The sequence below is a fragment of the Burkholderia sp. AU4i genome, assembly GCF_000466765.1.
In the GTDB taxonomy this organism is placed as follows: Bacteria; Pseudomonadota; Gammaproteobacteria; order Burkholderiales; family Burkholderiaceae; genus Burkholderia; species Burkholderia cepacia.
This window is the reverse complement of sequence record NZ_ASSI01000064.1, coordinates 1-26,485: the sequence shown is the minus strand read 5'-3', so window position 1 is coordinate 26,485 and position 26,485 is coordinate 1. Positions and strand designations below refer to the sequence as shown.

25 protein-coding genes and 1 pseudogene are annotated in these 26,485 nt (G+C 68.5%); 7 read left to right on the top strand and 19 right to left on the bottom strand.

The window, feature by feature from the left end:
• From L810_RS15760 to bamE, 3 genes and pseudogenes are all read right to left on the bottom strand, one after another.
• A pseudogene (locus L810_RS15760) lies at window positions 1–242 on the bottom strand (MotA/TolQ/ExbB proton channel family protein); the annotation flags it as partial.
• Window positions 243–260: 18 nt separating this feature from the next.
• Window positions 261–1,058 carry a 4-hydroxy-tetrahydrodipicolinate reductase gene (dapB, locus tag L810_RS15755; protein WP_021159286.1) on the bottom strand — a complete coding sequence of 266 codons (798 nt, stop codon included), beginning with the start codon at window positions 1,056–1,058 and terminating at the stop codon, window positions 261–263.
• A gap of 62 nt (window positions 1,059–1,120) precedes the next feature.
• On the bottom strand, window positions 1,121–1,936 hold the full coding sequence (bamE, locus tag L810_RS15750) for an outer membrane protein assembly factor BamE (protein ID WP_021159285.1): 816 nt from the start codon (window positions 1,934–1,936) through the stop codon (window positions 1,121–1,123).
• A gap of 142 nt (window positions 1,937–2,078) precedes the next feature.
• Here bamE and fur point away from each other — a divergent pair, with 142 nt between their 5' ends.
• Window positions 2,079–2,507, top strand: a complete 429-nt coding sequence (fur, locus tag L810_RS15745; protein WP_006400349.1) for a ferric iron uptake transcriptional regulator — start codon at window positions 2,079–2,081, stop codon at window positions 2,505–2,507.
• 223 nt (window positions 2,508–2,730) lie between these two features.
• Here the strand turns inward: fur and L810_RS15740 are convergent, their stop codons facing one another.
• From L810_RS15740 to L810_RS15730, 3 genes are all read right to left on the bottom strand, one after another.
• Entirely contained in the window at window positions 2,731–3,255 is a 525-nt protein-coding gene (locus L810_RS15740; protein WP_021159284.1) for an ureidoglycolate lyase, read from the bottom strand.
• Between the two features lie 14 nt (window positions 3,256–3,269).
• The gene (gene alc, locus L810_RS15735; protein ID WP_021159283.1) at window positions 3,270–4,277 is read right to left on the bottom strand and encodes an allantoicase; all 1,008 of its coding nucleotides are present in this window, start codon (window positions 4,275–4,277) and stop codon (window positions 3,270–3,272) included.
• A gap of 106 nt (window positions 4,278–4,383) precedes the next feature.
• Window positions 4,384–5,706 (bottom strand): C4-dicarboxylate transporter DctA, encoded by a 1,323-nt coding sequence (locus L810_RS15730; protein WP_021159282.1) that lies wholly within the window; start codon window positions 5,704–5,706, stop codon window positions 4,384–4,386.
• Window positions 5,707–5,919: 213 nt separating this feature from the next.
• On the opposite strand from L810_RS15730, the gene L810_RS15725 reads away from it, so the two are divergent.
• Window positions 5,920–6,642: a FadR/GntR family transcriptional regulator gene (locus L810_RS15725; RefSeq protein WP_021159281.1), complete on the top strand. Its 723-nt coding sequence runs from the start codon at window positions 5,920–5,922 to the stop codon at window positions 6,640–6,642.
• A gap of 36 nt (window positions 6,643–6,678) precedes the next feature.
• On the opposite strand, the gene cynR is transcribed toward L810_RS15725, so the two are convergent.
• On the bottom strand, window positions 6,679–7,569 hold the full coding sequence (gene cynR, locus L810_RS15720; RefSeq protein WP_042974895.1) for a transcriptional regulator CynR: 891 nt from the start codon (window positions 7,567–7,569) through the stop codon (window positions 6,679–6,681).
• Window positions 7,570–7,881: 312 nt separating this feature from the next.
• Here cynR and L810_RS15715 point away from each other — a divergent pair, with 312 nt between their 5' ends.
• Complete coding sequence (locus L810_RS15715; protein ID WP_042974892.1) at window positions 7,882–9,081, top strand: MFS transporter; 1,200 nt, start codon at window positions 7,882–7,884, stop codon at window positions 9,079–9,081.
• Window positions 9,082–9,188: 107 nt separating this feature from the next.
• Here L810_RS15715 and L810_RS15710 read toward each other — a convergent pair whose 3' ends face one another.
• The 4 genes from L810_RS15710 to L810_RS15695 all read right to left on the bottom strand — a co-directional run bounded on the left by L810_RS15710 (window position 9,189) and on the right by L810_RS15695 (window position 13,660).
• Complete coding sequence (locus L810_RS15710) at window positions 9,189–10,247, bottom strand: L-idonate 5-dehydrogenase (RefSeq protein ID WP_021159278.1); 1,059 nt, start codon at window positions 10,245–10,247, stop codon at window positions 9,189–9,191.
• A gap of 10 nt (window positions 10,248–10,257) precedes the next feature.
• A complete protein-coding gene (locus tag L810_RS15705) occupies window positions 10,258–11,214 on the bottom strand; it encodes a 2-hydroxyacid dehydrogenase (protein ID WP_021159277.1) in 957 nt (318 codons plus the stop codon).
• Window positions 11,215–11,283: 69 nt separating this feature from the next.
• Window positions 11,284–12,732, bottom strand: coding sequence for an MFS transporter (locus L810_RS15700; protein ID WP_021159276.1), 1,449 nt, complete (start codon window positions 12,730–12,732; stop codon window positions 11,284–11,286).
• A gap of 154 nt (window positions 12,733–12,886) precedes the next feature.
• Entirely contained in the window at window positions 12,887–13,660 is a 774-nt protein-coding gene (locus tag L810_RS15695) for an SDR family NAD(P)-dependent oxidoreductase (protein WP_027788397.1), read from the bottom strand.
• A 151-nt stretch (window positions 13,661–13,811) separates the two neighbouring features.
• Between L810_RS15695 and L810_RS15690 the strand changes: the two genes are divergently transcribed.
• Complete coding sequence (locus L810_RS15690) at window positions 13,812–14,702, top strand: LysR substrate-binding domain-containing protein (protein ID WP_021159274.1); 891 nt, start codon at window positions 13,812–13,814, stop codon at window positions 14,700–14,702.
• A gap of 75 nt (window positions 14,703–14,777) precedes the next feature.
• Here L810_RS15690 and gap read toward each other — a convergent pair whose 3' ends face one another.
• The gene (gene gap / locus L810_RS15685; RefSeq protein WP_006485712.1) at window positions 14,778–15,788 is read right to left on the bottom strand and encodes a type I glyceraldehyde-3-phosphate dehydrogenase; all 1,011 of its coding nucleotides are present in this window, start codon (window positions 15,786–15,788) and stop codon (window positions 14,778–14,780) included.
• Window positions 15,789–15,874: 86 nt separating this feature from the next.
• Complete coding sequence (gene tkt, locus L810_RS15680; RefSeq protein ID WP_048026127.1) at window positions 15,875–17,902, bottom strand: transketolase; 2,028 nt, start codon at window positions 17,900–17,902, stop codon at window positions 15,875–15,877.
• A 259-nt stretch (window positions 17,903–18,161) separates the two neighbouring features.
• Here tkt and speE point away from each other — a divergent pair, with 259 nt between their 5' ends.
• The 3 genes from speE (at window position 18,162) to L810_RS15665 (ending at window position 20,382) form a co-directional block, all read left to right on the top strand.
• Window positions 18,162–19,019 carry a polyamine aminopropyltransferase gene (gene speE / locus L810_RS15675; RefSeq protein ID WP_021159272.1) on the top strand — a complete coding sequence of 286 codons (858 nt, stop codon included), beginning with the start codon at window positions 18,162–18,164 and terminating at the stop codon, window positions 19,017–19,019.
• A 161-nt stretch (window positions 19,020–19,180) separates the two neighbouring features.
• Window positions 19,181–19,597, top strand: coding sequence for a VOC family protein (locus tag L810_RS15670; protein ID WP_021159271.1), 417 nt, complete (start codon window positions 19,181–19,183; stop codon window positions 19,595–19,597).
• Between the two features lie 17 nt (window positions 19,598–19,614).
• Window positions 19,615–20,382 carry a 16S rRNA (uracil(1498)-N(3))-methyltransferase gene (locus tag L810_RS15665; RefSeq protein WP_021159270.1) on the top strand — a complete coding sequence of 256 codons (768 nt, stop codon included), beginning with the start codon at window positions 19,615–19,617 and terminating at the stop codon, window positions 20,380–20,382.
• Between the two features lie 57 nt (window positions 20,383–20,439).
• On the opposite strand, the gene L810_RS15660 is transcribed toward L810_RS15665, so the two are convergent.
• The 6 genes from L810_RS15660 to L810_RS15635 form a co-directional block, all read right to left on the bottom strand.
• Entirely contained in the window at window positions 20,440–21,270 is an 831-nt protein-coding gene (locus tag L810_RS15660) for a hypothetical protein (RefSeq protein WP_042974891.1), read from the bottom strand.
• Window positions 21,271–21,332: 62 nt separating this feature from the next.
• Window positions 21,333–22,088: a hypothetical protein gene (locus L810_RS15655; RefSeq protein WP_226168016.1), complete on the bottom strand. Its 756-nt coding sequence runs from the start codon at window positions 22,086–22,088 to the stop codon at window positions 21,333–21,335.
• Between the two features lie 35 nt (window positions 22,089–22,123).
• A complete protein-coding gene (locus tag L810_RS15650; RefSeq protein ID WP_124465559.1) occupies window positions 22,124–22,990 on the bottom strand; it encodes a hypothetical protein in 867 nt (288 codons plus the stop codon).
• An 83-nt stretch (window positions 22,991–23,073) separates the two neighbouring features.
• Window positions 23,074–23,637, bottom strand: coding sequence for a barstar family protein (locus L810_RS15645; RefSeq protein WP_021159266.1), 564 nt, complete (start codon window positions 23,635–23,637; stop codon window positions 23,074–23,076).
• Between the two features lie 16 nt (window positions 23,638–23,653).
• Window positions 23,654–24,085, bottom strand: coding sequence for a ribonuclease domain-containing protein (locus L810_RS15640; protein WP_021159265.1), 432 nt, complete (start codon window positions 24,083–24,085; stop codon window positions 23,654–23,656).
• A 376-nt stretch (window positions 24,086–24,461) separates the two neighbouring features.
• The coding region (locus L810_RS15635) for an NADP-dependent malic enzyme (RefSeq protein WP_042974889.1) at window positions 24,462–26,485 on the bottom strand (2,024 nt) is incomplete at its 5' end.

Here is a 26,485-nt window from a genome sequence, read left to right as displayed (position 1 = left end):
GGCACGAACACGCGCTCGCGATCGGCGCCGGCGAGCGCGGTGATGCCCGCGTCGAGCGACGGCGCGCGCCAGAACGCGGCGAGCGCGCGCGGCCCCTGCCGCTTCGCGCGGACCAGCAGCCAGGCTTTCATGAGCAGGAAGCACCAGCTGGCGACGGACATCGCCAGCAGCACATAGGCGACGGCATGCGTGATCGCATCGCCGCTTTCGAGGTAGTGGACAACGCCGGTGGGTATCGCCATCGGAGTTTCCCCGTGAGGTCAGCGCAGGCCGAGCACGTCCTGCATGTCGAACAGGCCGGCGCCGCGCGCCGACAGGAAGCGGACCGCGCGCAGCGCGCCCTGCGCATACGACACGCGGCTCGACGACTTGTGCGTGATCTCGATGCGCTCGCCGATCCCGGCGAACAGCACGGTGTGATCGCCGACGATGTCGCCGCCGCGCACCGCCGCGAAGCCGATCGACGACGGATCGCGTTCGCCCGTCACGCCGTGGCGGCCGTACACCGCGCAATCGTCGAGCGAGCGCCCGAGCGCGCCGGCGACCGCTTCGCCCATCATCAGCGCGGTGCCCGACGGCGCGTCGACCTTGTGGCGGTGATGCGCCTCGATGATCTCGATGTCGTAGCCGTGCGAGAAGTGCTTCGCCGCGAATTCGAGCAGCTTCAGCGTGACGTTCACGCCGACGCTCATGTTCGCCGCGAACACGATGCCGATCTTGCCCGCCGCGGCCTGCAGCCCGGCCTTTTGCTCGGCGGTGAAGCCGGTCGTGCCGATCACGAGCTTCACATCGTGGCGCAGCGCGGCCTCGATATGGGCCATCGTGCCTTCCGGACGCGTGAAGTCGATCAGGTAGTCGGCCTGCGCGAACACGGCGTCGAGATCGGCGGTCAGCCTGACCCCGGTTTCCTTGCCGAGGAACGCGCCGGCGTCCTGGCCGAGGAACGGCGAATCGGCGCGGTCGAGCGCGCCGACGAGCTGCGCGTCGGAATCGTTGAGAACGGCTTCGATCAGCATCCGGCCCATACGGCCCGATGCGCCGGCAATCGCAATCTTCATGGCTTTCTACACGACAGGTCTAAAGGCGGGCGGCGCATGCCGCCCTGTTTCCGCGCGCGGGTTTACTGCGCCGGCGCGGTGAGCGGCTGGTTCTGCAGCGTGTCGGAACCTTGCGGGCCGACCGGCGGCGACGCCTCGTTCGACGCGTTCGGCGGCGGCGGACGATGGAACTGGAACTGCGGCTGGATCGCCGGAACCGCGCCCGGCGGCTGGCCGCCCGGCACCGGCGCACCGCCGGAAGCCTGCGTGGACGGTGTGAACCGCCGCGCGGCCGTGCCCTGGCCCGACACCTGGTTGGTCGCGCGGTTCGCCGCGCGGGCGGCCTGCGCGTTCGCATCCTGGTCGACCACCGCGCCGGACGCCGGCACGGTGGACGGGCTCGCGACCGTCTCCGGCGCCGGCGCGCTCGCCGCCTGTGCGGCGCTCGCGGCGGCGGCAGCCTCGGCGGCTTTCTTCGCCGCTGCGGCCGCCTTCGCCTTCTTGCCGCCACGGTCGCCGTCGATGTCGGCCAGCAGGTCGAGTTCCGAAGGCAGGTTGTCCGCCCCCGTCCAGCCCGCGACGCGATCGCCCGAGAACGTCACGACGAGATCGCGCTGCTGGACGACCGCCGTCGAGCCGCGCTTGAAGTAGAAGAGGTAATCCCAGCGGTCGGCGTGGAACATGTCCGCCAGCAGCGGGGTGCCGAGCAGCGCGCGTACCTGCTCGCGCGACATGCCGACCTGCAGCTGCGAGGCTTTCTCCTGCGACACGAAGTTGCCTTGCACGACGGTGATCCGGTAGGGGGTGATGCTCTGCGCGATGCGCTGCGTCACGCTGTCGTACGACGAACAACCAGCCAGCGCGGCAACGGCGGCGGCAGCGATGATGACACTCCGCATGCGGCTCCTCTGAAAGTGCGAAAGAGATTCTGGAATCATTTCCCTCACCGTGCAGGCCCGCGTCGCAGGCCGCGCGTGTTTCTGGAACGGCGAAAAGCCGGTAACATTGAAGCCCTGCATTGTACTCTAGGGATGCCTAGCCATGACCAATCCGACGGATCTCAAGAATATCGGGCTAAAGGCCACCCTACCGCGCCTCAAGATTCTCGAGATCTTCCAGCAAAGCCCGGTGCGCCATCTGACCGCAGAAGACGTCTACCGGAACCTGCTCAACGAGCAGCTCGACATCGGGCTTGCCACCGTCTACCGCGTGCTGACGCAGTTCGAGCAAGCCGGCCTGCTGTCGCGCAGCAACTTCGAATCCGGCAAGGCCGTGTTCGAACTGAACGAAGGCTCGCACCACGACCACCTCGTGTGCCTCGATTGCGGCCGGGTCGAGGAATTCTTCGACGCCGAGATCGAAAGCCGCCAGCAGGCGATCGCGAAGGAGCGCGGCTTCCGGCTCCAGGAGCACTCGCTGGCGATGTACGGTTCCTGCACGACCGAGAACTGCCCGCACCGCAAGCACTGAGATCCGCCGCGCTCGCAGCGCATGCAACACGGCCCGGACGGCAATTCGCCTTCCGGGCCGTCTTCTTTTCGGGATACGCAAGAGGCGCCCGCCCGGGGAAACCGGCGGCGCCCCGCCGCCCCAAGGGCGGGCCCGCCCAGGCTTTCGCACACCCTTCGCGCTGCCTGACCGGCCGGCCCCGGGTGACATCAGGCCGCCGGAGGGGCCCGCCTGCCCGCCTTCGTCATGCCGCGCCCGCGCAGGCCGGCTCGAACTCGAGCGCCCATGCGTGCTCGAGCGGGATTTCATCGCAGTTCGGCTGCGGGCCACCGCGATCGACGATCACGAAATCGCTGACCGCATCCAGCGCGAGCAGCGGATGGTGCCAGACGCCCTTCGCATAGTTCACGCCCTGCCAGCCTTCCGCGAGGAACGCGCGCATCGCGTCGGGCCGGAACTCGCCGGCCGGCGCGACGACGATCGCGTAACGCGACACCGCCGCGAGCGGGATGAACGCCTGGCTGCCATGCGGATGGCGCTCCATCAGCGTGACCGCGACCGGCAGCGCACGCGGCTGCGCGCGGAACACGCTGACGAGCGGGCGGCCGCCGTCCGCGCAAACGTCGATCGTCGCGAGATCGTGGAAGCGCTCGGTCGTGCCGCCGTTGATCGGGAAATGGCGCGCGCCTTCGAGCGCGATCACGTCGCCGAACGGCGCGAACGCTTCGCGGGTCAGGCGCTCGACGCGCAGGATACGGGATCCGCTCATGCCGTTGCCCTCCTTCAAGCCGGTTCGCCCCACAGACGCAGGCGCGACACGCCGCCGTCCGGGAAGATGTTGAAACGCACGTGCGTGACGGGGCCGAGCGCCGCAAGCTGGTCGAACGTGTGGACGTGGTCCATCGACAGCTTCTGCTCGCCGAGCAGTTCGGCCCAGAACATCGCCTGCGTGACGAGCGAGTCGTCGGTGCCGCCCGCCACCCTCGCGGCCTGCAGCGAGCAGCGGTCGGGGAAATTGCCCTTGAAGAACGCGGTATCGACCTCGACGCGCCGGATGATGCCCGGCCGCGCGAGCGCGACGATCGCCCAGTCGTTGCCGGGCTCGCGGCGGCGCCGCGTTTCCCAGCCGTCGCCCATGTTCGCGCCGCGCCCCGGCATCAGCATCTGCGATGCCGAGCCGAAGTGCTGGTTGTTTGCGGCCACCAGGTAACCGCCGTTCTCGATCGCCGCGAGGTCGACGAGCTCGCCGGCCGGCACCTGGCGCCAGTCGCGCTGCGGCTGGCCATACACGCGCAGCCGCGCGAGGCCGCCGTCCGGGTACAGGTTCACGCGCAGGTGCGTATAAGGCTGCGCATCGTCGACGCTCACGTAGTGATGCGAATTGCCCTGCAGCGTCGTCGCCGGGACGATCGTGCGCCACTCGGCGTTGTCGGACGGCGTGTCGCCTTCTGCGACGCACGCGTCGATCGACGCGGCCGGCGGGAAGTTGCCGGTGAAATGGCTCGTGTCGAGGTCGACGCCGTGGATCACGCCCGGCCGCGCGAGCCGCACCACGCAGAAGTCGTGGCCGGTCGTGCGCTTGCGGCGCGTTTCCCAGCCGTCCATCCACTTGCCGTGGTCGTCGTACTTGCCGGGGATGAACACGGCCGGCTCGGGATTGAGCATGCGCTCCTTCGGCGCGAAGAACTCGTCGCTGGCAAAGAGCGCCTGCGCCCCGAGGCGCGGGTCGGCGAGGTTCATGTAACGCCGCGTAAACGCCGGCGCATCCGGATCGAGAATGGGGGCTGCCATGTCGTCTCCTGTAGTTTGATGAAGGGCCGGCGCATCGAGGCGCCGGCCACATGAATGCCTGGTGCGCGGGGCGGCCTGGGGCAAAGCCGCCCGCGCAGGGTCGCGCTCAGAGCGCGTGAGCCTGGTCGCCGGCAACCGGTGCCGTGCGGTCTTCCTCTTCGGCCGGCACGTAGCGCAGCTCGCGGTTCAGCACGCGCTTCGCGCGGGCCCGGTCGATGTCGTTCTCCCACACCGCGACGACCACCGTCGCGACGCAGTTGCCGATCAGGTTGGTCAGCGCACGGGCGATGCCGACGAACCAGTCGACCGGCAGGATCAGTACGAGGCCGAGCACCGGAATCGCGGGGATCGCCGACAGCGTCGCCGCGAGGATCACGATCGCCGAGCCCGGGATCCCGTGCGCGCCCTTCGACGTGACGAGCGACACGAGCAGCACGACGATCAGGTCGTGCGTCGACAGCGGCGTGTTGGTGGCCTGTGCGATGAACAGCACGGCGAGCGTCAGGTAGATCGAGAAGCCGTCGAGGTTGAACGAATAGCCGGTCGGGATCACGAGGCCGACCGTCGAATCCTTCACGCCCATGTATTCGAGCTTGCGCATCACCTGCGGCAGCACCGCGTCCGACGACGCCGTGCCGAGCACGATCGACAGTTCCTCGCGCAGGTAGCGGATCAGCTTGAACACCGAGAAACCCGCGAGCCGCATCACCACGCCGAGCACGACCGTGACGAACACGAAGCAGCTCAGGTAGAACACCGCGACCAGGTAGCCGAGCTGCTTGAGCGACGCGACGCCGTACTTGCCGGTCGTGAACGCGATCGCGCCGAGCACGCCGAGCGGCGCGAGCTTGATGATGAAGCCGATGATCCGGAAGAACACGTGCGACAGTTCCTCGATCAGCGAGTTGACGCGTTGCGCCTTGTCGCCGAGCAGCGACAGCGCGGAACCGAACAGCACCGCGAACACGAGGATCTGCAGGATGTCGCCCTTCGCGAACGCGTCGATCGCGGTCTCGGGGATGATCTTCATCAGGTAGCCGGCCGTGTCCTTCAGGCTCTCGGCGTTCTTCGCGTACGACGCGAGCGACGACGCGTCGAGCGAGCGCAGGTCGATGTTCATCCCGACGCCCGGGCGCGTGACCCACGCGAGCACGAGGCCGATGCCGAGCGCGAGCGTCGTCATCACCTCGAAGTAGATGACGGCCTTCAGGCCGACCCGGCCGACCTTCTTCAGGTCGCCCGCGTTCGCCATCCCGCTGACCACGACGCAGAATACGATCGGCCCGATCACCATCTTGATGAGCTTCAGGAAGCCGTCGCCGAGCGGTCGCAACGACTCGGCGAAATGCGGGAAGAACGCGCCCAGCGCGATCCCTAGGATAAGTGCGACGACTACCCGGCCAAACAGCGAATTAAGGAATTTCGACACGGCGCTCTCCCGATCCAACGGTTGCAGTTTCGTCTGTTCATACTGGTAAGACCAGTGATGTTATGGTGGATAGTAGGAAGCCGATATAGTGGCGTCAAGGACGGACAAAATAGGGATTTCCCACCCCCTCCCCGCCCGCCCGACACGCACCGGACAGGGGCAGATCGTGGCTTTCCCGTAGGGCGTTCATGCACCGCCTGCGTGCGGATTACAATGCCGGTCAGACCGGCCAAAGTTCACCTCATGAAAAACGTTCCGCACACCGTGACCGACGCCGCCATCGCGACGATCCGCGACCGGATCGAGGCAGGCGTGTATCCGGTCGGCAGCCTGCTGCCGGCCCAGCGCCAGCTCTCCGAGGAGCTGGAGATCAGCCGCGCGTCGCTGCGCGAGGCGCTGTCGACGCTCGAGGCGCTCGGGATGCTGCGCATCCGCGCGGGCAAGGGCGTGTATGTCGAAAGCGCGCAGGCCACGGCCGCCCATGCGTGGCGGTTCGCCGAGCAGTCGTCGCCGCCCGATACCTACCAGATGCGCTACGCGCTCGAAGGATTCGCCGCGCGAATGGCCGCGCACGTCGTCACCGACGACGACATCGCGTGGTTCGAGGACAATCTCGCCGACCTGCACGTCGCGCTCACCGAAAGCGAGCTCGACGCGGCATCGCAGCTCGACTTCGACTTCCACATGCGGATCATCCATCTCGCGGGCAACGCGGCGATCGAATCGATCCTGCGCAGCAGCGCCGACATCATGAAGGAAAGCCAGCGCATGCCGTTCTACCGGCGCGAGCTGCTGCTGTCGACGTGGACCGAGCACCGCGCGATCGTCGACGCGCTGATCGCACGCGATGCCGCCGCCGCGGGCACCGCGATCGAAACGCACATCGCGAACGCCGCGCAACGCGCGGGCATCTTCTTCCCGACACCGCGCACCTGACGGCCCGGGCGGCCGCGCGCCGCCCCGTCGTACCGGTCAGCCTCCCGACGGATCGCGATACGCGAGCGCACGCTCGATGAACGCGCGCGCCGCGACGCTGCGGTACGCGCCCTTGCGTGTCAGCAGCGCAGCCGTGCGCGCGGGCAGCGGCGGATCGATCTCCAGCGCGCACAGGTCGGCACTCTCGCGCGCGACCGCGTCGGGCAGCACCGTCGCGAGCCGGCCGCACCGCACGAGCTCCAGCACCGCGCTGACCGTATTCGTCTCGATCGCGATCTTCGGCCTCGCGCCGTGCTCGATGAAATAGCGGTCGATGCTCTCGCGCGTCGCGAACGCGCGGCTCAGCAGCACCAGCGGCTCGCCGCCGAGCTCGGCCGGCGTCAGCGCGCGGCGCCGCCGCGCAAGACGGTGCGTGCGGCCCGTCACGAGCGCGAGCGGCTCGTCCCACAGCGGCAGTGCGTCGACGTCCGGCGCGCGCGGCGGCATGAACGCGAAGCCCGCGTCGAGCCGGTCCTCGGCGAGCAGCGCCTCGATGCGTTCCTGCGGCATCGCGTCGATCGTCAGCGCGACGTTCGGATAGTCGGCATGGAACGCGTCGATCAGCGAGCCGCTCAGGTAGGCCGCGAAGGTCGGCATCATCGCGAGCCGCAACGACCCGCTGCCGAGGCCGGCGACGTCGTGCAGCGCGCGCTGCCCCGTATCGAGTTCGTGCAGCGCGGCACGCGCGTGGCGCGCATAGACCTCGCCGAACTCCGTGAGTTGCACCATGCGGCCCGAGCGGTCGAACAGCTGCACGCCCAGCGTGTCCTCGAGCTGGCGGACCTGCTGCGACAGCGTCGGCTGCGACACGTGCAGCGCGTCGGCCGCGCGCGTGAAACTGCGCTGCTCGGCGACGGCCAGGAAATAGCGGATGTGGCGCAGTAGCATGGCGGCCGGTGTATTGGTTTTGCCAATGAAGACCATAACGATCCAGTCTTGGACGCTATGGTTCGATTCCCGCATCATACGCACATCCGTTCCGGCACATCGCACCTGCTTTCCGCACCGGAACGGCCCGCCCGGGCCCGCCTGCCTGCGCCCGCCGCACGACGATCCGCCGCCCGCCCGATCCGGGCCCGGCCGCGATCCGCCCGGCGCGCATCGGTTCACCGCCGATCCGTTGACGCCGGCCCCGATTTCCGCCACCCCGCGCAACCGACGGCCCCGTGCCGCCGGCCGGCGCCGCTGTTTTTCGCGACCATGGAACCGCATCAAGACAACCACCCTCCCCTGACCCGCGGCATGACGCTGCTGTTCGCGTGCGCGTGCGGCATCGTCATCGGCAACATCTACTACGCGCAGCCGCTGCTCGCCGCGATCGCGCACAGCTTCGGCCGCGCGCCGACCGAACTCGGCTATCTCGTCACGCTGACGCAGCTCGGGTATGCGGCGAGCCTGCTGCTGATCGTCCCGCTCGGCGACGCGGTCAACCGCCACACGCTGATCGTGCGGCTGCTGATGCTCAACGTCGTCGCGCTGGCCGCGGTCACGTTCAGCACGAACTTCACGATGTTCGTCGTCGCGAACGTCGCGGTCGGCTTCGTCACCTGTTCGACGCAGCTGCTGGTGCCGTTCGCGGCGTCGCTCGCCGACGCGCGCTCGCGCGGCCGCGCGGTCGGCACCGTGATGAGCGGGCTGCTGCTCGGCATCCTGCTCGCGCGCGTCGCGGCCGGTGCGATCGCCGACGGGTTCGGCTGGCGGGCCGTGTACGGCATCGCCGCGGTGATGGTGCTCGCGCTGACGGCCGTGCTCGCCGTGAAGCTGCCGAAGGATCGCCGCGACGCGCGCGTCGACTATGCGGCGCTGATGAAGTCGCTCGTCGCGCTGGTGCGCGCGCAACCGCTGATCGCGCTGCGCTCCGCCTACGGCGCGCTCGTGTTCGCGTGCTTCAGCCTGCTGTGGACGGGCCTCACGTTCCTGCTGAGCCAGCCGCCGTACAGCTATTCCGAAGGGCAGATCGGCCTGTTCGGCGTCGTCGGCGCGGTGGGCGCGCTCGCGGCAACGTCGGCCGGCCGGCTGGTCGATCGCGGACACGGCAATGCGGCGACGGGGTTGTTCGCGGCGGCCGTGCTCGCGTCGTTCGCGCTGATCGCGGCCGGCGCGCACTCGCTCGCGGCGCTGATCGCGGGCATCCTGCTGCTCGACGTCGGCGTGCAGGGCGTCCACATCTCGAACCAGAGCGTGATCTATGCACTGGCCGGCAACGCGCGCAGCCGCGTGACGACGATCTACCTGACGAGCTACTTCATCGGCGGCGCGCTCGGGTCGTTCGCGGCGAGCGTCGCGTACGGCATCGACGGCTGGCGCGGCGTGTGCATCGCGGGCGCGGCGCTCGCGGGCGTGCTGGTCGTGTTGTGGCTCGCGTCGCAGCGCGTCGGCGTGCGGCAGGTCACGCAGTAATTCAGCGGGGCGCTTTCTCGTCACCCTGAAAAAGGGCACGCCCCGCGAAGCGCGGGCGTGCCCTTTTCACGATCGCGTCGAGACAGTCGCGCGCCAGTGCGCGACCGTCACGCAGCCTCGTCGACGAAATCGATCAGCACCTTCATCGCACGCTGCCGGTCGCCGGCCAGTTCGAACGCGAGGTTCGCGTCGCGCATCGGGAACACGCGCGTGACGGCCGGCCGCAGGTCGACGCGCCCCGCATTGATGAGCTGCACCGCGAGCGCGAATTCCGTGTGAAAGCGGAACGAACCGCAGATCGACAGCTCCTTCGCGACCACGACGTTCTGCGGCAGGCTGACGTCGCCGCCGAGCCCGAGCTGCACGACGAGCCCGCGCGGACGCATCACGTCCAGCCCGTCGCGCAGCGCGCGCGCATTGCCCGAACACTCGATCATCACGTCGAACGTGCCCTTGTCGGCGCTGTAGCGCTCGACCCATCCGGCGTCGGCCGCCGCGTTGATCGTGCGGTCGGCGCCGAGCGCGCTCGCCACTTCCAGCGGCGCCTCGACGACGTCGGTCGCGACGATCTCCGCCGCGCCGTGCACGCGCGCCGCCGCGACCGCGAGCACGCCGATCGGCCCGCAGCCCGACACGAGCACGCGCTTGCCGATCAGCGGGCCCGCGCGCGACACCGCGTGCAGCCCGACCGCGAACGGTTCGGCGAGCGCCGCGAGCGACATCGGCACGTGATCGGCAACCTTCACGCACTGCACCGCGTCGCACACGAGCGCGTTGCGGAATGCGCCCTGCACGTGCGGCATCCGCATCGCGCTGCCGTAGAAGCGCATGTCGAGGCACTGGTTCGGCAGCCCTTCGAGGCAGTAGCGGCACGCACCGCACGGCCGGCTCGGATTGACGGCGACGCGATCGCCGACCTTCACCGACGTCACGTCCGGCGCGACTTCCGCGACCGTGCCGGCGACCTCGTGGCCGAGCACCATCGGCTGCTGCAGACGGATCGCACCGAAGCCGCCGTGCCGGAAGTAATGGAGATCGGAGCCGCAGATGCCGCCCATCGCGACCTCGACGCGCACCTGCCCCGGGCCGATCTCGCCCGCGTCCTGCTCTTCCACCCGCAGGTCGTTCGGCCCGTGGATCACGACACACATGCAACGCATACGCATGACAGCCTCCTCAGACGACCGGCGTGACCAGCGGCACGCCGGCGAAGTGCGCGGCAAGGTTGTCGCGCACCAGCCAGCCCATCGCCTGGCGCGTCTCGATCGTGCCGCTCGCATGGTGCGGCTGCAGCAGCACGTTCGGCAACGCGAGGAAACGCGGGTCGATGCGCGGCTCGTTCCAGAACACGTCGAGCGCCGCACCGGCGATCGCACCGCGTTCGAGCGCGTCGAGCAGCGCGGGTTCGTCGACGGTCGTGCCGCGCGACACGTTCACCAGATAGCCTTGCGGCCCGAGCGCGTCGAGCACGGCGGCGCCGACGAGGTGACGCGTCGCCGGCCCGCCCGCGAGCGTGACGATCAGCAGGTCGCACCAGCCGGCCAGCTCGGCGAGGTCGCCGAAAAAGCGGTGCGGGCTGTCCGCGCGCGGCGCGACGTCGAAGTAGCCGAGCTCGACGTCGAAGCCCGACAGCCGGCGCGCAACCGTCGAGCCGATCCGGCCGAAGCCGACCACGCCGACGCGCTTGCCATACAGCCGCGTGACGAGCGGCATGTCGCCGTCGCGCCAGGCACCGGAACGCACGTATGCGTCGCCGGCGCCGATGCGGCGCATCAGCGCGAGCGCGAGCCCGACACCGAGGTCGGCCACGTCGCCGGTCAGCACGTCGGGCGTGTTCGTCACGCGGATGCCGCGCTCGCGCGCGGCGGCCAGGTCGATCGCATCGGTGCCGACGCCGTAGCACGCGATGATCTCGAGCTTCGGCAGCGCGGCGATCAGCGCGGCATTCGCGCCGAGATCGCCGCGTGTCGCGATCGCGCGCACGCCGGCGCCGTGTTCGGCGAGGAACGCCGCGCGGTCGGCGGCTTCCCACAGCCGGTGGACGTCATAACCTGCCGACAGCCATGCGTCGTCCCACGGCTGGTAAGGGCCCGTCATCAGCAGTTCGGGCCGCTGGGTCGATTCGTGCGCCATCTGCGCTTGCTCCTGTCGAGGTAAGTGGAATACGAAGGCAGGCCGGGCCGCGTCAGCCGCCCGGCCCGTTCATGCGTGCCGCGCGAGCGCATCGGCGCCCGGGGCCTGCGCCACCTGCGCCGCGTCGAGCGGATCGTCGAGATCGCGGTTCAGCGTTTCGGGCATCCGCGACGTCGTGAACAGCGTGATCAGCGTCAGCAGCACCAGGTACGCGGCGATCGGCACCCAGGCGCGCACGCCGGCCGCGTGATCGCCGCCGTGCAGCGCGATCACGGTCGCGATGATCGTCGCGCCGACGAGCGGTGCGATCCCGCCCGCGAGCACGGACGACACTTCGCGCGAGAACGACACGCCCATGTAGCGATGGCGCGCGCCGAACAGTTCGGGCAGCAGCGCGGCCTGCGCGCCGAGCATCCCCCAGTTCGCGAAGCCCTGCGCGACCGAGATCGCGATCACGCTCGCGACCACGTTCCCCTGGCTGAAGATCCACCACACCGGGAACGCGAGCGCGAGCTGCAGCCACGCGAACGTGCGATACACGCGCACGCGGCCGAAGCGGTCGCTGAGCCGGCCCGCCAGCGGCACCGTACATGCGCCGACGGTCGCCGCGCACACCAGCGCGAGCGCGCCGATCGGCCCCTTCATGCCGATCACGCCCGCGAGATAGCTGACGGCGAGCGCCTGGTAGATCGACGAGCCGCCGTTCTCGGCCATCCGCAGGCCGATGCCGATCAGCAGCGAGCGCTTCGAATGCTGCACGGCGCTCTTCAGCGGATTCGCCGATACCTGCGCACGCTTCTCGAGCCGCACGAAGGTCGGCGACTCGTGCAGCCGCACGCGCATGTAGATCCCGACCGCGACGATCACCGCGCTGAACAGGAACGGCACGCGCCAGCCCCAGCCGTCGGTGACGCGGTCGAGGTTGGCGAGCAGCAGGAAATAGACCGCGGCCGCCAGCACCGTGCCGAGCTGGATGCCCAGGAACGGCAGCGACGCATAGAAGCCGCGCTTGCCGGGCGGCGCGTATTCGGTCATCAGCACCGCGGCGCCGGCCTGCTCGGCACCGGCACCGAGGCCCTGCAGGATGCGCAGCAGCACGAGCAGCCCGGGGGCCCAGTAGCCCGCCGTTTCGAAGGTCGGCAGCACGCCGATCAGCGTGCTCGCGACGCCCATCAGCAGCACCGTCGCCGTCAGCACGAACTTGCGGCCGATCCGGTCGCCGAGCACGCCGAACACGACCCCGCCGAGCGGGCGCACCGCAAAGCCGACGAAGTAGGTGCCGAAGCTCGCGATCAGCCGCATCTCGGCGGTCTGCGCGGGAAAGAACAGCGGCCCGAAAACCAGCGCCGATGCGAGCGTGTACAACGCGAAATCGTAGTATTCGAGCGCGCTGCCGAGCGAGCAGGTCCATGCCGCGCGGTTGAGCTGCTTCGTGTCGACGCCACGGCGCTCGACGGTCTCGCCCGGCGCACCGGACCCTGCATCGTGCCGCGCGGGCGGCGGGGAAATGCGATCCATCGTTGTCTCCTGTCTCCTGCCTTCCGTTCCGGAACCCGGCCGCGTATCGCGACCGGGACATCGGCCCGCTCGTGCGGCGGGCTCTTCTGGGAATTCGGATGCCGCCCGCGACCGGCGCAACGGCGCTGCGCGCTTGGCGCGCTCGCGCCGCCGCTCAGACGGCGCTGGTCAGGCCGCCGTCGACGAACAGCGTCTGGCCGTTCACGAAATCGGACGCGGCCGATGCGAGGAAGATCGCCGCCCCGCACAGCTCGTCGACGCGCCCCCAGCGGCCGGCCGGCGTGCGCTTGCACAGCCAGTCGGAGAACGCGGCGTCGTCGACCAGCGCGCGGTTGAGTTCGGTTTCGAAATAGCCGGGCGCGAGGCCGTTCGCCTGGATGCCGTGGCGCGCCCAGTCGGCGCACATCCCTTTGGTCAGCATCCGCACCGCGCCCTTGGTCGCGGCATACGGCGCGATCGTCGGCCGCGCGAGCTCGCTCTGCACCGAGCAGATGTTGATGATCTTCCCGCGGCCGCGGGCGATCATGTGCCGCGCCACCGCCTGCGCGACGTTGAACACGCCGTCGAGGTTCACGCGCATCAGTGCCTGCCAGTCGTCGGGTTCGAATGCGTCGAGCGGCGCGCGGCGCTGGATGCCCGCGTTGTTCACGAGGATGTCGATCGCGCCGACGCGCGCCTCGAAATCGTCGATCGCCGCACGCACCTGCGCGTGCTCGGCGACGTCGAATACCGCGTAGTCGGCCGTGAAACCTTCCTCGCGCAGATGCCGCACGAGCGTCGCGGCCTTCTCCTCATTGCGATCGTTGATGACGATCGCCGCGCCGGCTTCGGCCAGCCCGCGGGCGAGCGTCAGCCCGATCCCGCGTCCGGAACCGGTAATCAGTGCGCGGCGGCCGTCAAGGCGGAACCGTTCGAGCGCGTGGGTCATGCGTGTCTCCTCGTGCCAGTCGAGCCGGCGGCCCATCGCGGCCGGTCTCGTGTTGACGGTATCTTCGGCCGCCGGCCGGGCACCGCGCCAATGGTCTTTTTTGATCCGGTTATCATGAAATCTGATTACCGCCCACGCCTGCCCGCCGCCCATGGAACTCAAGCAATTGCGCGCCTTCGTCACGCTCGCGGAAGAACTGCATTTCGGGCGCGCCGCGCAACGCCTGTTCATCGTGCAACCCGCGCTGAGCATGCAGATCAAGGCGCTCGAGGAAGAACTCGGCGCACGCCTGTTCGAGCGCGACCGGCACAAGGTCGAACTGAGCGAGACGGGGCGCGTGTTCCTGCCCGAGGCACGCGCCACGCTGCAGCAGGCCGCGCGCGCGGAACAGATGGCGCGGCTGTCGAGCCGCGGCGAGATCGGCACGCTGCGGATCGCGTTCGTGTCGTCGGTGCTGCCCGCGCTGCTGCCGGCCGTGCTGCGCACGATGCGCGAGCGCTATCCGCTGATCACGCTCGAACTGAAGGACATGCCGACGCCCGACCAGGTCGCCGCGCTGCGCGACCGGCGGATCGATTTCGGGATGATCCGGCTGCCGGCCGCGTATGCGGGCATCGACACGCGCGTGGTGCTCGAGGAAGGCTTCGTCGTCGCGCTGCCGCTCGACCATCCGCTCGCCGCGCACGACGCCATCCCGCCGGCCGCGCTGCGCGGCCAGCCCGCGTTCGTGCTCGCGCGCCGCTACGCGCCGGGCTTTCACGACGACATGCTGCTCGCGCTGAGCCGCGCGGGCACGACGCTCGAGATCGCGCAGGAGTTCGGGGAGTTCACGACGATGCTCGCGCTCGTCGCGGCGGGGATGGGGATCGGGCTGATGCCGGCGGAGGCTGCCAGCGCGCTGCCGCCGAACGTGCTCGCGCGGCCGCTCGACCTGGCCGGGCACCGCACCGGTATCGGCCTCGCGTGGACCGATCTCGACAGCCCGCTGAAGCGCGCGTTCGTCGACGCGCTCGAACACGTGACGGCGAATGCCGGGCAATAAAAAACCCGGCCGGAAAACCGGGCCGGGCTCGTTCGCCACGCCGGCCGCCTTGCGGCGGCCGCGCAACGTGCGGGATTACTTCGCGTTCGCGAATGCGACAGCCGTATCCAGCATGCGGTTCGAGAAACCCCACTCGTTGTCGTACCAGCTCGACACCTTCACGAGGCGGCCCGACACCTTGGTCAGCGTTGCGTCGAACGTCGACGAAGCCGGGTTGTGGTTGAAGTCGATCGACACCAGCGGTGCGTCGTTGTAGCCGAGGATGCCCTTCAGCGCGCCTTCCGATGCTTCCTTCATGATCGCGTTGACTTCCTCGACCGTCGTGTCGCGCTTCGCGATGAACGACAGGTCGACGATCGACACGTTGATCGTCGGGACGCGGATCGCGTAACCGTCGAGCTTGCCGTTCAGTTCCGGCAGCACGAGGCCGACGGCCGAAGCCGCGCCCGTCTTCGTCGGGATCTGGCTGTGGGTAGCCGAACGCGCGCGGCGCAGGTCTTCGTGATAGACGTCCGTCAGCACCTGGTCGTTGGTGTAAGCGTGGATCGTCGTCATCAGGCCGGTTTCGAGGCCGATCTTGTCGTTCAGCGGCTTGACGAGCGGCGCGAGGCAGTTCGTCGTGCACGATGCGTTCGAGATGACGGTGTGCTCGGCCTTCAGCACGTCGTGGTTCACGCCGTAGACGATCGTCGCGTCGACGTCCTTGCCGCCCGGTGCCGAGATGATGACCTTCTTCGCGCCGCCCTTCAGGTGCGCGCTCGCCTTTTCCTTCGTCGTGAAGAAGCCCGTGCATTCCATCACGACGTCGACGCCCAGCTCGCCCCACGGCAGTTCTGCCGGGTTGCGGTTCGCCAGCACGCGGATCTTGTCGCCGTTCACGACGAGGTAATCGCCGTCGACCGACACTTCGCCCGGGAACTTGCCGTGCGCGGTGTCGTACTGGGTCAGGTGCGCGTTGGTCTTCGCATCGCCCAGGTCGTTGATCGCGACGATCTCGAGATCGTGCTTCTTGCCGTTTTCATAGAACGCGCGCAGCGTGTTGCGGCCGATACGGCCGTAGCCGTTGATTGCGACGCGAATCGTCATGGTCTATCTCCTGATGGCTGAAAAAATTCGTTTCGTGCAGCTTCACGTGCGACGCGCGCGAGGGGTGGCGCGCGTCGCGTATCTCTTTAGGCCAGCACGGCCTTGGCGGTCTCGACGACGTGCTCGACGGTGAAGCCGAAGTACTTGAACAGTACGCCGGCCGGTGCCGATTCGCCGAACGTGTCGATCCCGACGACGCCGCCTTCGAGGCCGACGTACTTGTGCCAGAACGACGTCACGCCCGCTTCGATCGCGACACGGCGCACGCCGTGCGGCAGCACGCGTTCGCGGTATTCGGCGTCCTGGCGGTCGAACACGTTGGTCGACGGCATCGACACGACGCGTGCCGCGATGCCTTGCTGCGCGAGCGGCTCGACGGCCTTCATCGCGAGTTCGACTTCCGAGCCCGTCGCGATCAGGATGATCTTGCGCGCGACGATCTCTTCGTCCCAGTCCTTCAGCACGTAGCCGCCCTTCTCGATGTTCGCGATCTGCGCATCGGTACGCGGGTTGAATGCCAGGTTCTGGCGGCTGAAGATCAGGCTCGACGGACGGTCGGCGGCGACCGCGTGGGTCCACGCGACGGCCGTCTCGACCGTGTCGGCCGGACGCCACACGTCGTGGTTCGGGATCAGGCGCAGGCTCGACACGTGCTCGATCGACTGGTGCGTCGGGCCGTCTTCGCCGAGGCCGATCGAATCGTGCGTGAACACGAAGATCGACGGCACCTTCATCAGCGCGGCCACGCGCAGCGCGTTGCGGCTGTAGTCGGAGAACGTCAGGAACGTGCCGCCGAACGGCTTGTGGCCGCCGTGCAGCGCGAGGCCGTTGATCGCGGCGCTCATGCCGAATTCGCGCACGCCGTAGTTGATGTGGTTGCCCAGCACGACGCCCGGGCCTTCCGGATTCGCGCGGACGGCCTTCGACGCCTTCCAGTTGGTCAGGTTCGAGCCGGTCAGGTCGGCCGAGCCGCCGAGCAGCTCCGGCAGCGCGGCAGCCAGCCCTTCGATCGCCTGCTGCGACGCCTTGCGGGTCGCGACCGTCTCGGCGCGCTCGTTCGCGCCGGCGATGATCGCCGCGGCCTTTTCAGCCCAGTCGGCCGGCAGCTTGTTGGCCATCCGGCGCTCGAATTCGGCGGCTTCTGCCGGGAACTTCGCGCGATAGGCGGCGAACGTCGCGTCCCATTCGGTTTCGGCGCGCTTGCCGGCTTCCTTCGCATCCCATGCCGCGTAGACTTCCTGCGGGATCACGAACGGCTCCCACTTCCAGCCGAGCGCTTCGCGCGTCTTCGCGATTTCTTCCGCGCCGAGTGCCGCGCCGTGCACGTCGTGGCCGCCGGCCTTCGTGGCCGCGCCCTGGCCGATCACCGTCTTGCAGCAGATCAGCGTCGGCTTGTCCGACAGCTTCGCCTTCGCGATGGCCGCGTCGACCGCGTCGACGTCATGGCCGTTCACGTTCGGGATCACGTTCCAGCCGTAGGCTTCGAAGCGCTTCGGGGTGTCGTCGTGGAACCAGTTCACGACGTCGCCGTCGATCGAGATGCCGTTGTCGTCGTACAGCGCGATCAGCTTGTTCAGCTTCAGCGTGCCCGCGAGCGAGCAGGCTTCGTGCGAGATGCCTTCCATCAGGCAGCCGTCGCCGAGGAACACGTACGTGTGGTGATCGACGATCTTCGCGCCGTCACGGTTGAACTCGTCGGCCATCAGCGCTTCGCCGAGCGCCATGCCGACCGCGTTCGCGAGACCCTGGCCGAGCGGGCCGGTGGTCGTCTCGACGCCCGGCGTGATGCCGTATTCCGGGTGGCCCGGCGTCTTCGAGTGCAGCTGGCGGAAGTTCTTCAGCTCTTCGATCGGCAGGTCGTAGCCGGTCAGGTGCAGCAGCGAGTACAGCAGCATCGAGCCATGGCCGTTCGACAGCACGAAGCGGTCGCGGTCCGCCCAGTGCGGGTTCGTCGGGTTGTGCTTCAGGTGGCGCGACCAGAGCGCGACGCCGATTTCGGCCATGCCCATCGGCATGCCGGGGTGGCCGGAGTTCGCTTGCTGGACGGCGTCCATCGCGAGCGCGCGGATCGCGTTGGCCATCAGGGTGGTAGAGGCGGGAGACGAAGTCGTCATGTCGAGTCCGGAGAACGAGTCGAGGAAACGGGGCACGGCGGCATCCGGAAGCTCGGGCGTCGATCGTTCCCGGCGCGCGGTGCGGCGCCTGACGGACGCGAAGCGGACGGAGCCTACGGACGAGGCTGCAAAGCTCGTCATTTTAACAGATGGCCTGACATTTCCCTTGTCGGCGCGTAGTGTTCCGGCACGGTTTTCCGTCAAACCGCCCGCCTCCTATAATTCAGACGTCGGAACTCCCTGCCCTGGCGGCCCGCCCGTGAGCACGACCCTTCTTTTTCATCCCACGCCCGACGCCACGTACGGCTTCCCGAACGCCCGTCGGCTCGCGCACGTCGCGTCGCCGCACCAGCAGATCGAAGTCTGGGAAACGCCGCAGCTCGGCCGCCTGTTTACGCTGGACGGCCGGCCGATGACGTCGGTCGGCGACGAATACGTGTACCACGAGTGCATGACGCACCCGGCCGCGCTCGCGCATCCATGCCCGAGGAAGGCGCTCGTGCTCGGCGGCGGCGACGGCGGCGCCGCGCGCCAGTTGCTCAAGCACGCATGCATCGAGCGGATCGTCGTCGCGGAGCTCGACGACGAAGTGGTCGGCATGGCGCGCCGTTATCTCGACGACGTGCACCAGGGCGCGCTCGACGACCCGCGCGTCGAGGTCGTGATCGGCGACGCCGCGCATTTCGTCACGTCGACCGTCGAGCATTTCGATCTCGTCGTGTTCGACCTCACGCCGCCCGATTCGCCGGCGGCCGGCCTCTACACGCGCGAGTTCTATGCGCGGCTCAAGCGGATCCTGACGCCGCGCGGCGCGATCTCGATGCACCTCGGCTCGCCGCTGTTCCACGCGGCGCGCATCGCCGCGCTGCTCGACGACCTGCGCGCGAGCTTCTCGGTCGTCGATCCGTTGTCCGCGCACGTGCCGCTATACGGCTCGCAGTGGCTGATGGCGATCGCAAGCGACACGCTCGATGCGGCCGCGCTGTTCGCGCATGACGTCGACGAACGGCTCGCGGCCCGCCGCGTCCAGGGTTTGCGCTACTACGACGCCCGGCTGCATGCGTCCCTCTTTGCCCTGCCGCGCGCGCTGCGCGATACACTGGGCGTTCGCCGCTGAGCGTCGGCGCGGCCGCCTCGCTTCGCTTTCCCGTCGGGTCTTCGCAAAATGCGTGACGTGCAGCACCGGGGCGAGTCGCCCCGGACGCCGCGCCGCCCCCTGAACGAACGCCGAAGCATGGAATCAGCGCACGCGCCGAAGCGCCCACACAGGAGATTTTCATGACCGATCCACGTCCGGCCAACGTGCCTTGGTTGACACCCTACCTGGCCGTACGCAACGCGCGCGCGGCCATCGATTTCTTCAAGGCCGCATTCGGCTTCGAGCTGCGCGACGTGCACGACGAGGACGGCGCGATCATGCACGTCGAGATGGCCTACCGCGGCCAGCTGATCGTGATGTTCGCGCCCGAGGGTGCGTTCGGCTCGACCGCACTCACGCCGAAGAGCGCGAACGCCACCGCGCCGCAGTCGTTCTACCTGTATGTCGACGACGTCGACGCCACCTGGCAGCGCGCGCTCGACGCGGGCGCGAAATCGCTGAGCCCGCCGCAGGATCAGTTCTGGGGCGACCGGTTCGCGCAGATCGAGGATCTCGACGGCTACCGATGGGCGCTCGGGCGCCGTCTCGACGCATGACCCCAACCGCTACACGCATGAACGAAGCCACCACCACCGCGGCCGTGCCGCGCTTTTTCGTCGACGCGGCACTGCGCGCCGACGCCACGCTCGCGTTGCCGGCCGATGTCGCGCGCCACGCGCAGGTGCTGCGCCTGCAGCCCGGCGACGTGCTCGCGCTGTTCGACGGCTCGGGCGGCCAGTACCGCGCGCGGCTCGTCGAGATCGACAAGCGCAGCGCGCTCGCACAGATCGACACGTTCGAGCCGGCCGAAGCCGAGCCGCCTTATCGCGTGACACTCGCGCAAGGCATCGCCGGCGGCGACAAGATGGACTGGGTGATCGAGAAAGCCGTCGAGCTCGGCGTTGCCGCGGTCGTGCCGCTGTCGACCGCGCGCGGCGTCGTGAAGCTCGCCGGCGAGCGCGCGGACAAGCGTGTCGCGCACTGGCGCGGCGTCGTGCGCGCGTCGTGCGAACAATGCGGGCGCAACCGCGTGCCCGACGTCGCGCAGGTCACCGGCTTCAACGCGTGGCTCGATACGCTGCCGGCCGCGCCGGCCGACGGCGAACTGCGGCTGCTGCTGTCGCCGCGCGCGAGCATCCCGTTCGCGTCGCTGCCCGACGCGCCGCCTGCGGCAGCCGTCACGCTGCTGATCGGGCCGGAAGGCGGGCTGTCGCCGGACGAGGAAAACGCGGCCCGCGCACGCGGGTTCACCGCGCTGTCGCTCGGGCCCCGCGTGCTGCGCACCGAGACGGCCGGTGCGGCGGTGCTCGCGGCGCTCGCGGCGCGCTGGGGCGGGTGGTGATGGCGATACGCGGCCGGGCACGCGCCGCGGCATGACGACGGCGCACGGCGACGCGGGTCAGCGCGCCACGCTCAACGGCTCGATATCGATGACGGGGGAAGTCTTGAGCGCCGACGCCAGCGCGTCTAGGTTGTCCGCGTCGAGCGCGAGCGCCGGCCCGGTGATCCGCAGCGTCCGGGCCGGCGGTGTCGCCCGGATCGCCTTGAGCAGCGGGCCGCGATAGCGCAGGTTCATCATCATCTGTACCGCCGGCACGATGCCGATCGGCCGGCCGTCATGCTGGAACGTGGCCGCGTCCACCGTGTCGTTCCAGCCCTGGATGAAGCCGCCGGCGTCGATCCGCGTGTTCAGGTCGATCCATTGCTGCTTCTTCGCGTCCACGCTGTCGTCCGACGCCCGCAGCGCGTCGGCCGCGCGGCTCACATCGGCATCGTGCTTCGCGCGCCATGCCATGTAGCCGAGCGCGAACACCATGTTGTCCGGCAGGATGTCGTCGGCCTCCACGACGTCGAACAGGCGCCGCGGCGCCTGGTTCGCGACGAACGCCGGCGTCAGGATCCACACGCTCCCGTTGCGCAACGCGCCGGTCGTCCTGCCGAGCGCGGGCTCGCCGTTGTCGACCGCGATGCGCGTCAGCAGGCCGGCCTCGACCAGTTCGTCCAGTTGCGCCGCCAGCGCCGGCGACGTGTGAATCGCGCGGGCCACCGCAGCATACTGGCCTGGCGTCGAGCGCGTGCGCAGATCGGCGAGCAGCCGCTCGACGGCCGCGTGCGCCGCCGGCGAACCTGGCAACGAGGCCGGTTCGGCGGCGCTCGCCCCCGCCACGGCCGCGCCGCACACCGCCACAACCACCGCGGCAACCCGCATCCCTCGTGTGAGGATCCTCATCGTTCACTCCCCGTTCGAATGCGCGGCACGCCGACCATGTGCAGCGGCCGCGATCAAGCCGCTTACTTGCCGGCTTCGCCGCCCGCCGAGCCGATCGGATCCAGCAGTGCGTCGACCAGCGGCGACAGCACGTCACCCGGAGAGCCCGTGAGCCAGCCCTTCTCGTTCGTGCCGTAGAGATCGACCTGCCCCGTCACGGTGCGGTCCATCGGCGCCTCGTCGTAGACGTGCGCCATGCCGGAGAAAAACTCGGCGAGGAAGGCCGTCCGGGCCTTGTCGGTCTTCAGGCGCGGGTTGCCGAGCTTCTCCTTCAGCGCCTTCACGCCGGGCCCCACGTCCACGACACGGCACGAAAAATCGACCGTCGCGATGGATTCGCCCTCCACATACTCGTTCGGCTTCTGCGTCGAACCGGTCGCCTTGCATTCGGAACGGGCCAGCACATGCTGATACGACGTGATCGACGCGCTGACCGGTGCGCGCAACGCCGCACGAGACCTGGCCGGCATCTTCGACAGCAGCGCGGCGATCACGTTGTCGCGCATCGTGTCGCCGAGCTTCGGGATGGCCGCGACGTCGAGCGCGTCCTTGCCTTTGAAGCGCGTGCGCATTGCATCGTTGAACTGCACCGCCTTGGCGACGTCGCCGTTGACGAAGGTACCGAGATACAGATCGGTGGTCTGCTCGGGCGTCAGCACCGCCGCGTGCGCGGCACCGGCCGCGACGAACGCGGACAGCACGGCCGCCCGCGCGGCCTGGAACAACGGAAAACGCGCGCCGCGGCGCGCATGAATGGTGACGTTCATCGGTCGGGTCATGTCGGTGTCGAATCGATCGGGCTGGCGCGGCGGCCTCATTGCTGGCTGGCGGCGATCGCCGCGACGACCGGTCCGGACAGCGCGTCGACGACGGGCTTCAGCAGGCTTTCGGGGCTGTCGGTCGTCCAGCCCTTGCTGTCCGAACCGACCATCTCCACCTGCCCCGTGATGCGCCGGCTGACCGGTGCGTCGTTGAACGCGCGCGCAAGGCCCGTGTATATCGTTTTGGCCGCCGCGAAGCGCTGCGGGTCGGTTTTCGCGCTCGCGCGCGCTTTCATGGCCTCGTCTCCCGGCGGCGTGACGTCAGCCACCTTGCACTCGAAACTGACCGTGACACGGTCCTGCCCATTCCCGCCTGCGCCCGGCGTGCGCTTTACACCGGTGGCGTTGCATTGCGAGCGCCGCAACGCGCCCGTGTACGCGACCACCATCGAGTCGAGCGACGGCGCCAGCGCCTCGCGCCCGGATTCCGACAGCATCGCCATTACCTGCCCGAGCATCTGTTCACGCATGTCGCCGTACATGTCGGCCGGCAACAACATGTTCCGGGCATCCTTCGGATCGGCGCTCGCACGCACCGAGTCGTTGAATTGCTCGACCTTGGCCGCGTCGTTGTTGACGATGGCGCCCAGATAAATGTCGACGGTCTGTTCGGGTGTGAGTGGCGCGGCCTGCGCGGCCAGCGGGATGCCGAGCGACAGGGCGCACGCGGCCAGCGCGTGCACGAGCGGACGGCGCGCACGGGCGGGCGCCGCGAATCGGGTAGCGGTCATGGGAAACGGCCCTCTCTCGAATGATTGGTGTTGTGCGCCCGGCCGCGGCGGCCGCCGCGGCCGGGCCGATCGATTGTCGCGGAAAAAAGTGCGCGATGAAAGGTCTTTGTCGGGCCGGACGCCGCCCACGCATCACGCGCGGACGCAAAAAAGCCCGCTCGAAGCGGGCTTTTGACGGAAGTTCGCCGGATCGGCCGTTGGCCGCCCCGTGCTTACGCGAACGAGTAGAACACGCGGAACGCGACCTTGCGCTCGGCCCAGAACTCGGCCGCCTCGCGGAACACGTCGAGCAGCGTCTCGCGCCCTTCCTTGTCGAATTTCTGCGCGATCGGCAGCCCTTCGAGGACGATCACGAAACCGGGCTGCGCGCCGGCCTTCGCGACGAGGTCGGTCAGGCAGTCGTACAGCGCGTCGTAATTCTTCCCGAAATGCTTCGGGAACAGGAACGACGTCGCGATCGTTTCCATCACTTCCTGCTTCGACTGCGCGGCGCCGCAATACGCATACAGGAAATGCTGGCCGAGCCGGCCGGCTTCGTCGGCAAGATCCTGCACGCGGAACGCGCGGATCGACTGCACGAGATTGGGTCGCACGGTCGTGAAAAGGCTCATAGGCTCCTCGTTCGATGAAAGCCCGGGCTCGGCTTCCTGTTGCTCCGGCGTGCCGCCGGCCTGCGCCGCCGCGTGCAGTTGAATCACGCGCTGAAACAGATTGCCGTCGCCGGCCGCGAACAGTTCCGCCGCCGCCGTTTCGTGCGCGTAGATGGAGTCGCTCATGCCATTCGTCCCGAAGTCATTCAACAATACGTTTAAAACTGTTGTAGTGGTCGCCCGTGTAATAACAGTTGTCGATCCGGCGCAACGGCCCGCCACAGACGATCCGGCGCGCGCCGCGATTGCGGGCACGCGGCGTCGGTACCGTGTACTCATGGTAGTAGCCGCGCTTCGCTTTTGGCAGGATCCGCTCGCGGTTGCCAAACACGACGCCGTCTTTCTCGTACGGATAGGGGCCGCCAGCGCCGATCAGGCCCAGCGTGGTCACGGCCTCGCGCGGAAGACTGGCGGTCGGGATCGTATCGAGCCCGCTCGCCGCGACGTCGGCCGCAACGGCCTCCCGTGCGTAAGCGGCGGAAACCAGACTGCCCGTCGGCGTGCCGACGATACCCATCGCGAACATCGCGAAGACGGACGCGAGCGCGCCGTTGCGGAGCCACTTGCGTGCCATGAACCAGGGTTCCCGCTGTTAAATCAAGTAGTTGACGACCAACAAAGGCGTTAGCGTAGCGTTATTGTCCGCGCGAATCAATGTCCGTTTGGGAATCGAAAGCATCGCGATGCCCGGAACAGCGCATTTTTTACCGAAATTACACTACATTTATCTTACACAGGATAAAATAAAGACGGCATCGCTCGTATGGCAAGACCTGCCTCCTTGCCGCGCTCGCTACCAGGAGTGGAGGGATGCTGCTGTTGCCTTGAGGGAAGCGCGTTTGCGCCCTGCCCGCGGCGTGCCCTTTGCGGGCACGCCTCTTTTTGCTTTTGTTTACAATTTCGCCCGACGCGCCACGCCGGTTCGACCGGCCTGGCGCGTTCGTTTTGGCTCAGCGCGTGGCGTTCACGTCGGCGACCAGCAGCGCCGCCATGTTGACGATGCGACGAACGGTCGCCGATTCGGTCAGCACGTGCACCGGCTGCGCGGCACCCAGCAGGATCGGCCCGATCGCGATGTTGTTGCCCGCAGCCGTCTTCAGCAGGTTGTACGCGATGTTCGCGGCGTCGATGTTCGGCAGGATCAGCAGGTTCGCTTCGCCTTCCAGCGTCGATTCCGGCAGGATTTCCTTGCGCAGCGCCGCGTCGAGCGCGACGTCGCCGTGCATCTCGCCGTCGACCTTCAGCTCCGGCGCATGTTCCTGCAGGATCGCGAGCGTATCGCGCATCTTCTTCGCCGAAGGTGCGTTGCTCGTGCCGAAATTCGAGTGCGACACCAGCGCGACCTTCGGCTCGATGCCGAAGCGGCGCACTTCTTCCGCGGCCATGATCGTGATCTCGGCCAGTTCCTCCGGGGTCGGATCGACGTTCACGTGCGTGTCGACGAGGAAGATCTGGCGGCCCGGCAGCACGAGGCCGTTCATCGCCGCGTACACGCTGCAGCCCGGGCGCTTGCCGATCACCTGGTCGATGAAGTGCAGGTGGCGGTGCGTGGTGCTGATCGTGCCGCAGATCATCCCGTCCGCTTCGCCCTTCTTCACCAGCATCGAGCCGATCAGCGTGGTGCGGCGGCGCATCTCGACGCGCGCGAGCTGCTCGCTGATGCCCTTGCGCGCCATCATCTTGTAGTACGTCTGCCAGAAGTCGCGGTAGCGCTCGTCGTGCTCGGTGTTGACGACCGTGAAATCGGTGCCCGGCGTCAGGCGCAGGCCATAGCGCTGGATACGGTGCTCGATCACCGACGGGCGGCCGATCAGGATCGGCTTCGCGAGTTTTTCGTCGACGATGATCTGAACGGCACGCAACACGCGCTCTTCTTCGCCTTCCGCGAATACAACGCGCTTCTTCTCTTCCGGCGCGGCGCGCGCGATCTGGAAGATCGGCTTCATCGTCGTGCCGCTGTGGTACACGAACTGCTGCAGGTGCTGCTTGTACGCGTCCATGTCCTCGATCGGGCGCGTCGCGACGCCGCCGTCCATCGCGGCCTGCGCGACGGCCGGCGCGATCTTCACGATCAGGCGCGGATCGAACGGCTTCGGAATCAGGTATTCGGGCCCGAACGACAGATCCTGGATGCCGTATGCGGTCGCGACGATGTCGCTCTGCTCGTGCTGCGCGAGCTCGGCGATCGCGTTGACGGCCGCGATCTCCATTTCACGCGTGATCGTCGTCGCGCCGACGTCGAGTGCGCCCCGGAAGATGAACGGGAAGCACAGGACGTTGTTGACCTGGTTCGGGTAGTCGGTGCGGCCGGTCGCGAGGATCGCGTCGGGGCGCACTTCGAGCGCCGCTTCGGGCAGGATTTCCGGCGTCGGGTTCGCGAGCGCGAGAATCAGCGGGCGCTCGGCCATGCCCTTCACCATCTCCGGCTTCAGCACGCCGGCAGCCGACAGGCCGAGGAAGATGTCCGCGCCGTCGATCACTTCGGCCAGCGTCCGGGCTTCCGTTTCGCGGGCGAAACGCTCCTTGTCCGGGTCCATCAACTCGGTGCGGCCCTTGTAGACCACACCGGCCAGGTCGGTCACCGTGATGTTCTCGAGCGGCAGGCCGATGTCGACCAGCAGGTCGAGACACGCGAGCGCGGCCGCGCCCGCGCCGGACGCGACGAGCTTGACCTTCTTGATGTCCTTGCCGACGACCTTCAGCCCGTTCGTGACGGCCGCGGCCACGACGATCGCGGTGCCGTGCTGGTCGTCGTGGAACACCGGGATCTTCATCCGCTTGCGCGCTTCGCGCTCGACGATGAAGCAGTCGGGCGCCTTGATGTCTTCCAGGTTGATCCCGCCGAAGGTCGGCTCCAGCGCGGCGATCACGTCGACGAGCTTGTGCGGATCCGACTCGTTCAGCTCGATGTCGAACACGTCGATGCCCGCGAACTTCTTGAACAGCACCGCCTTGCCTTCCATCACCGGCTTCG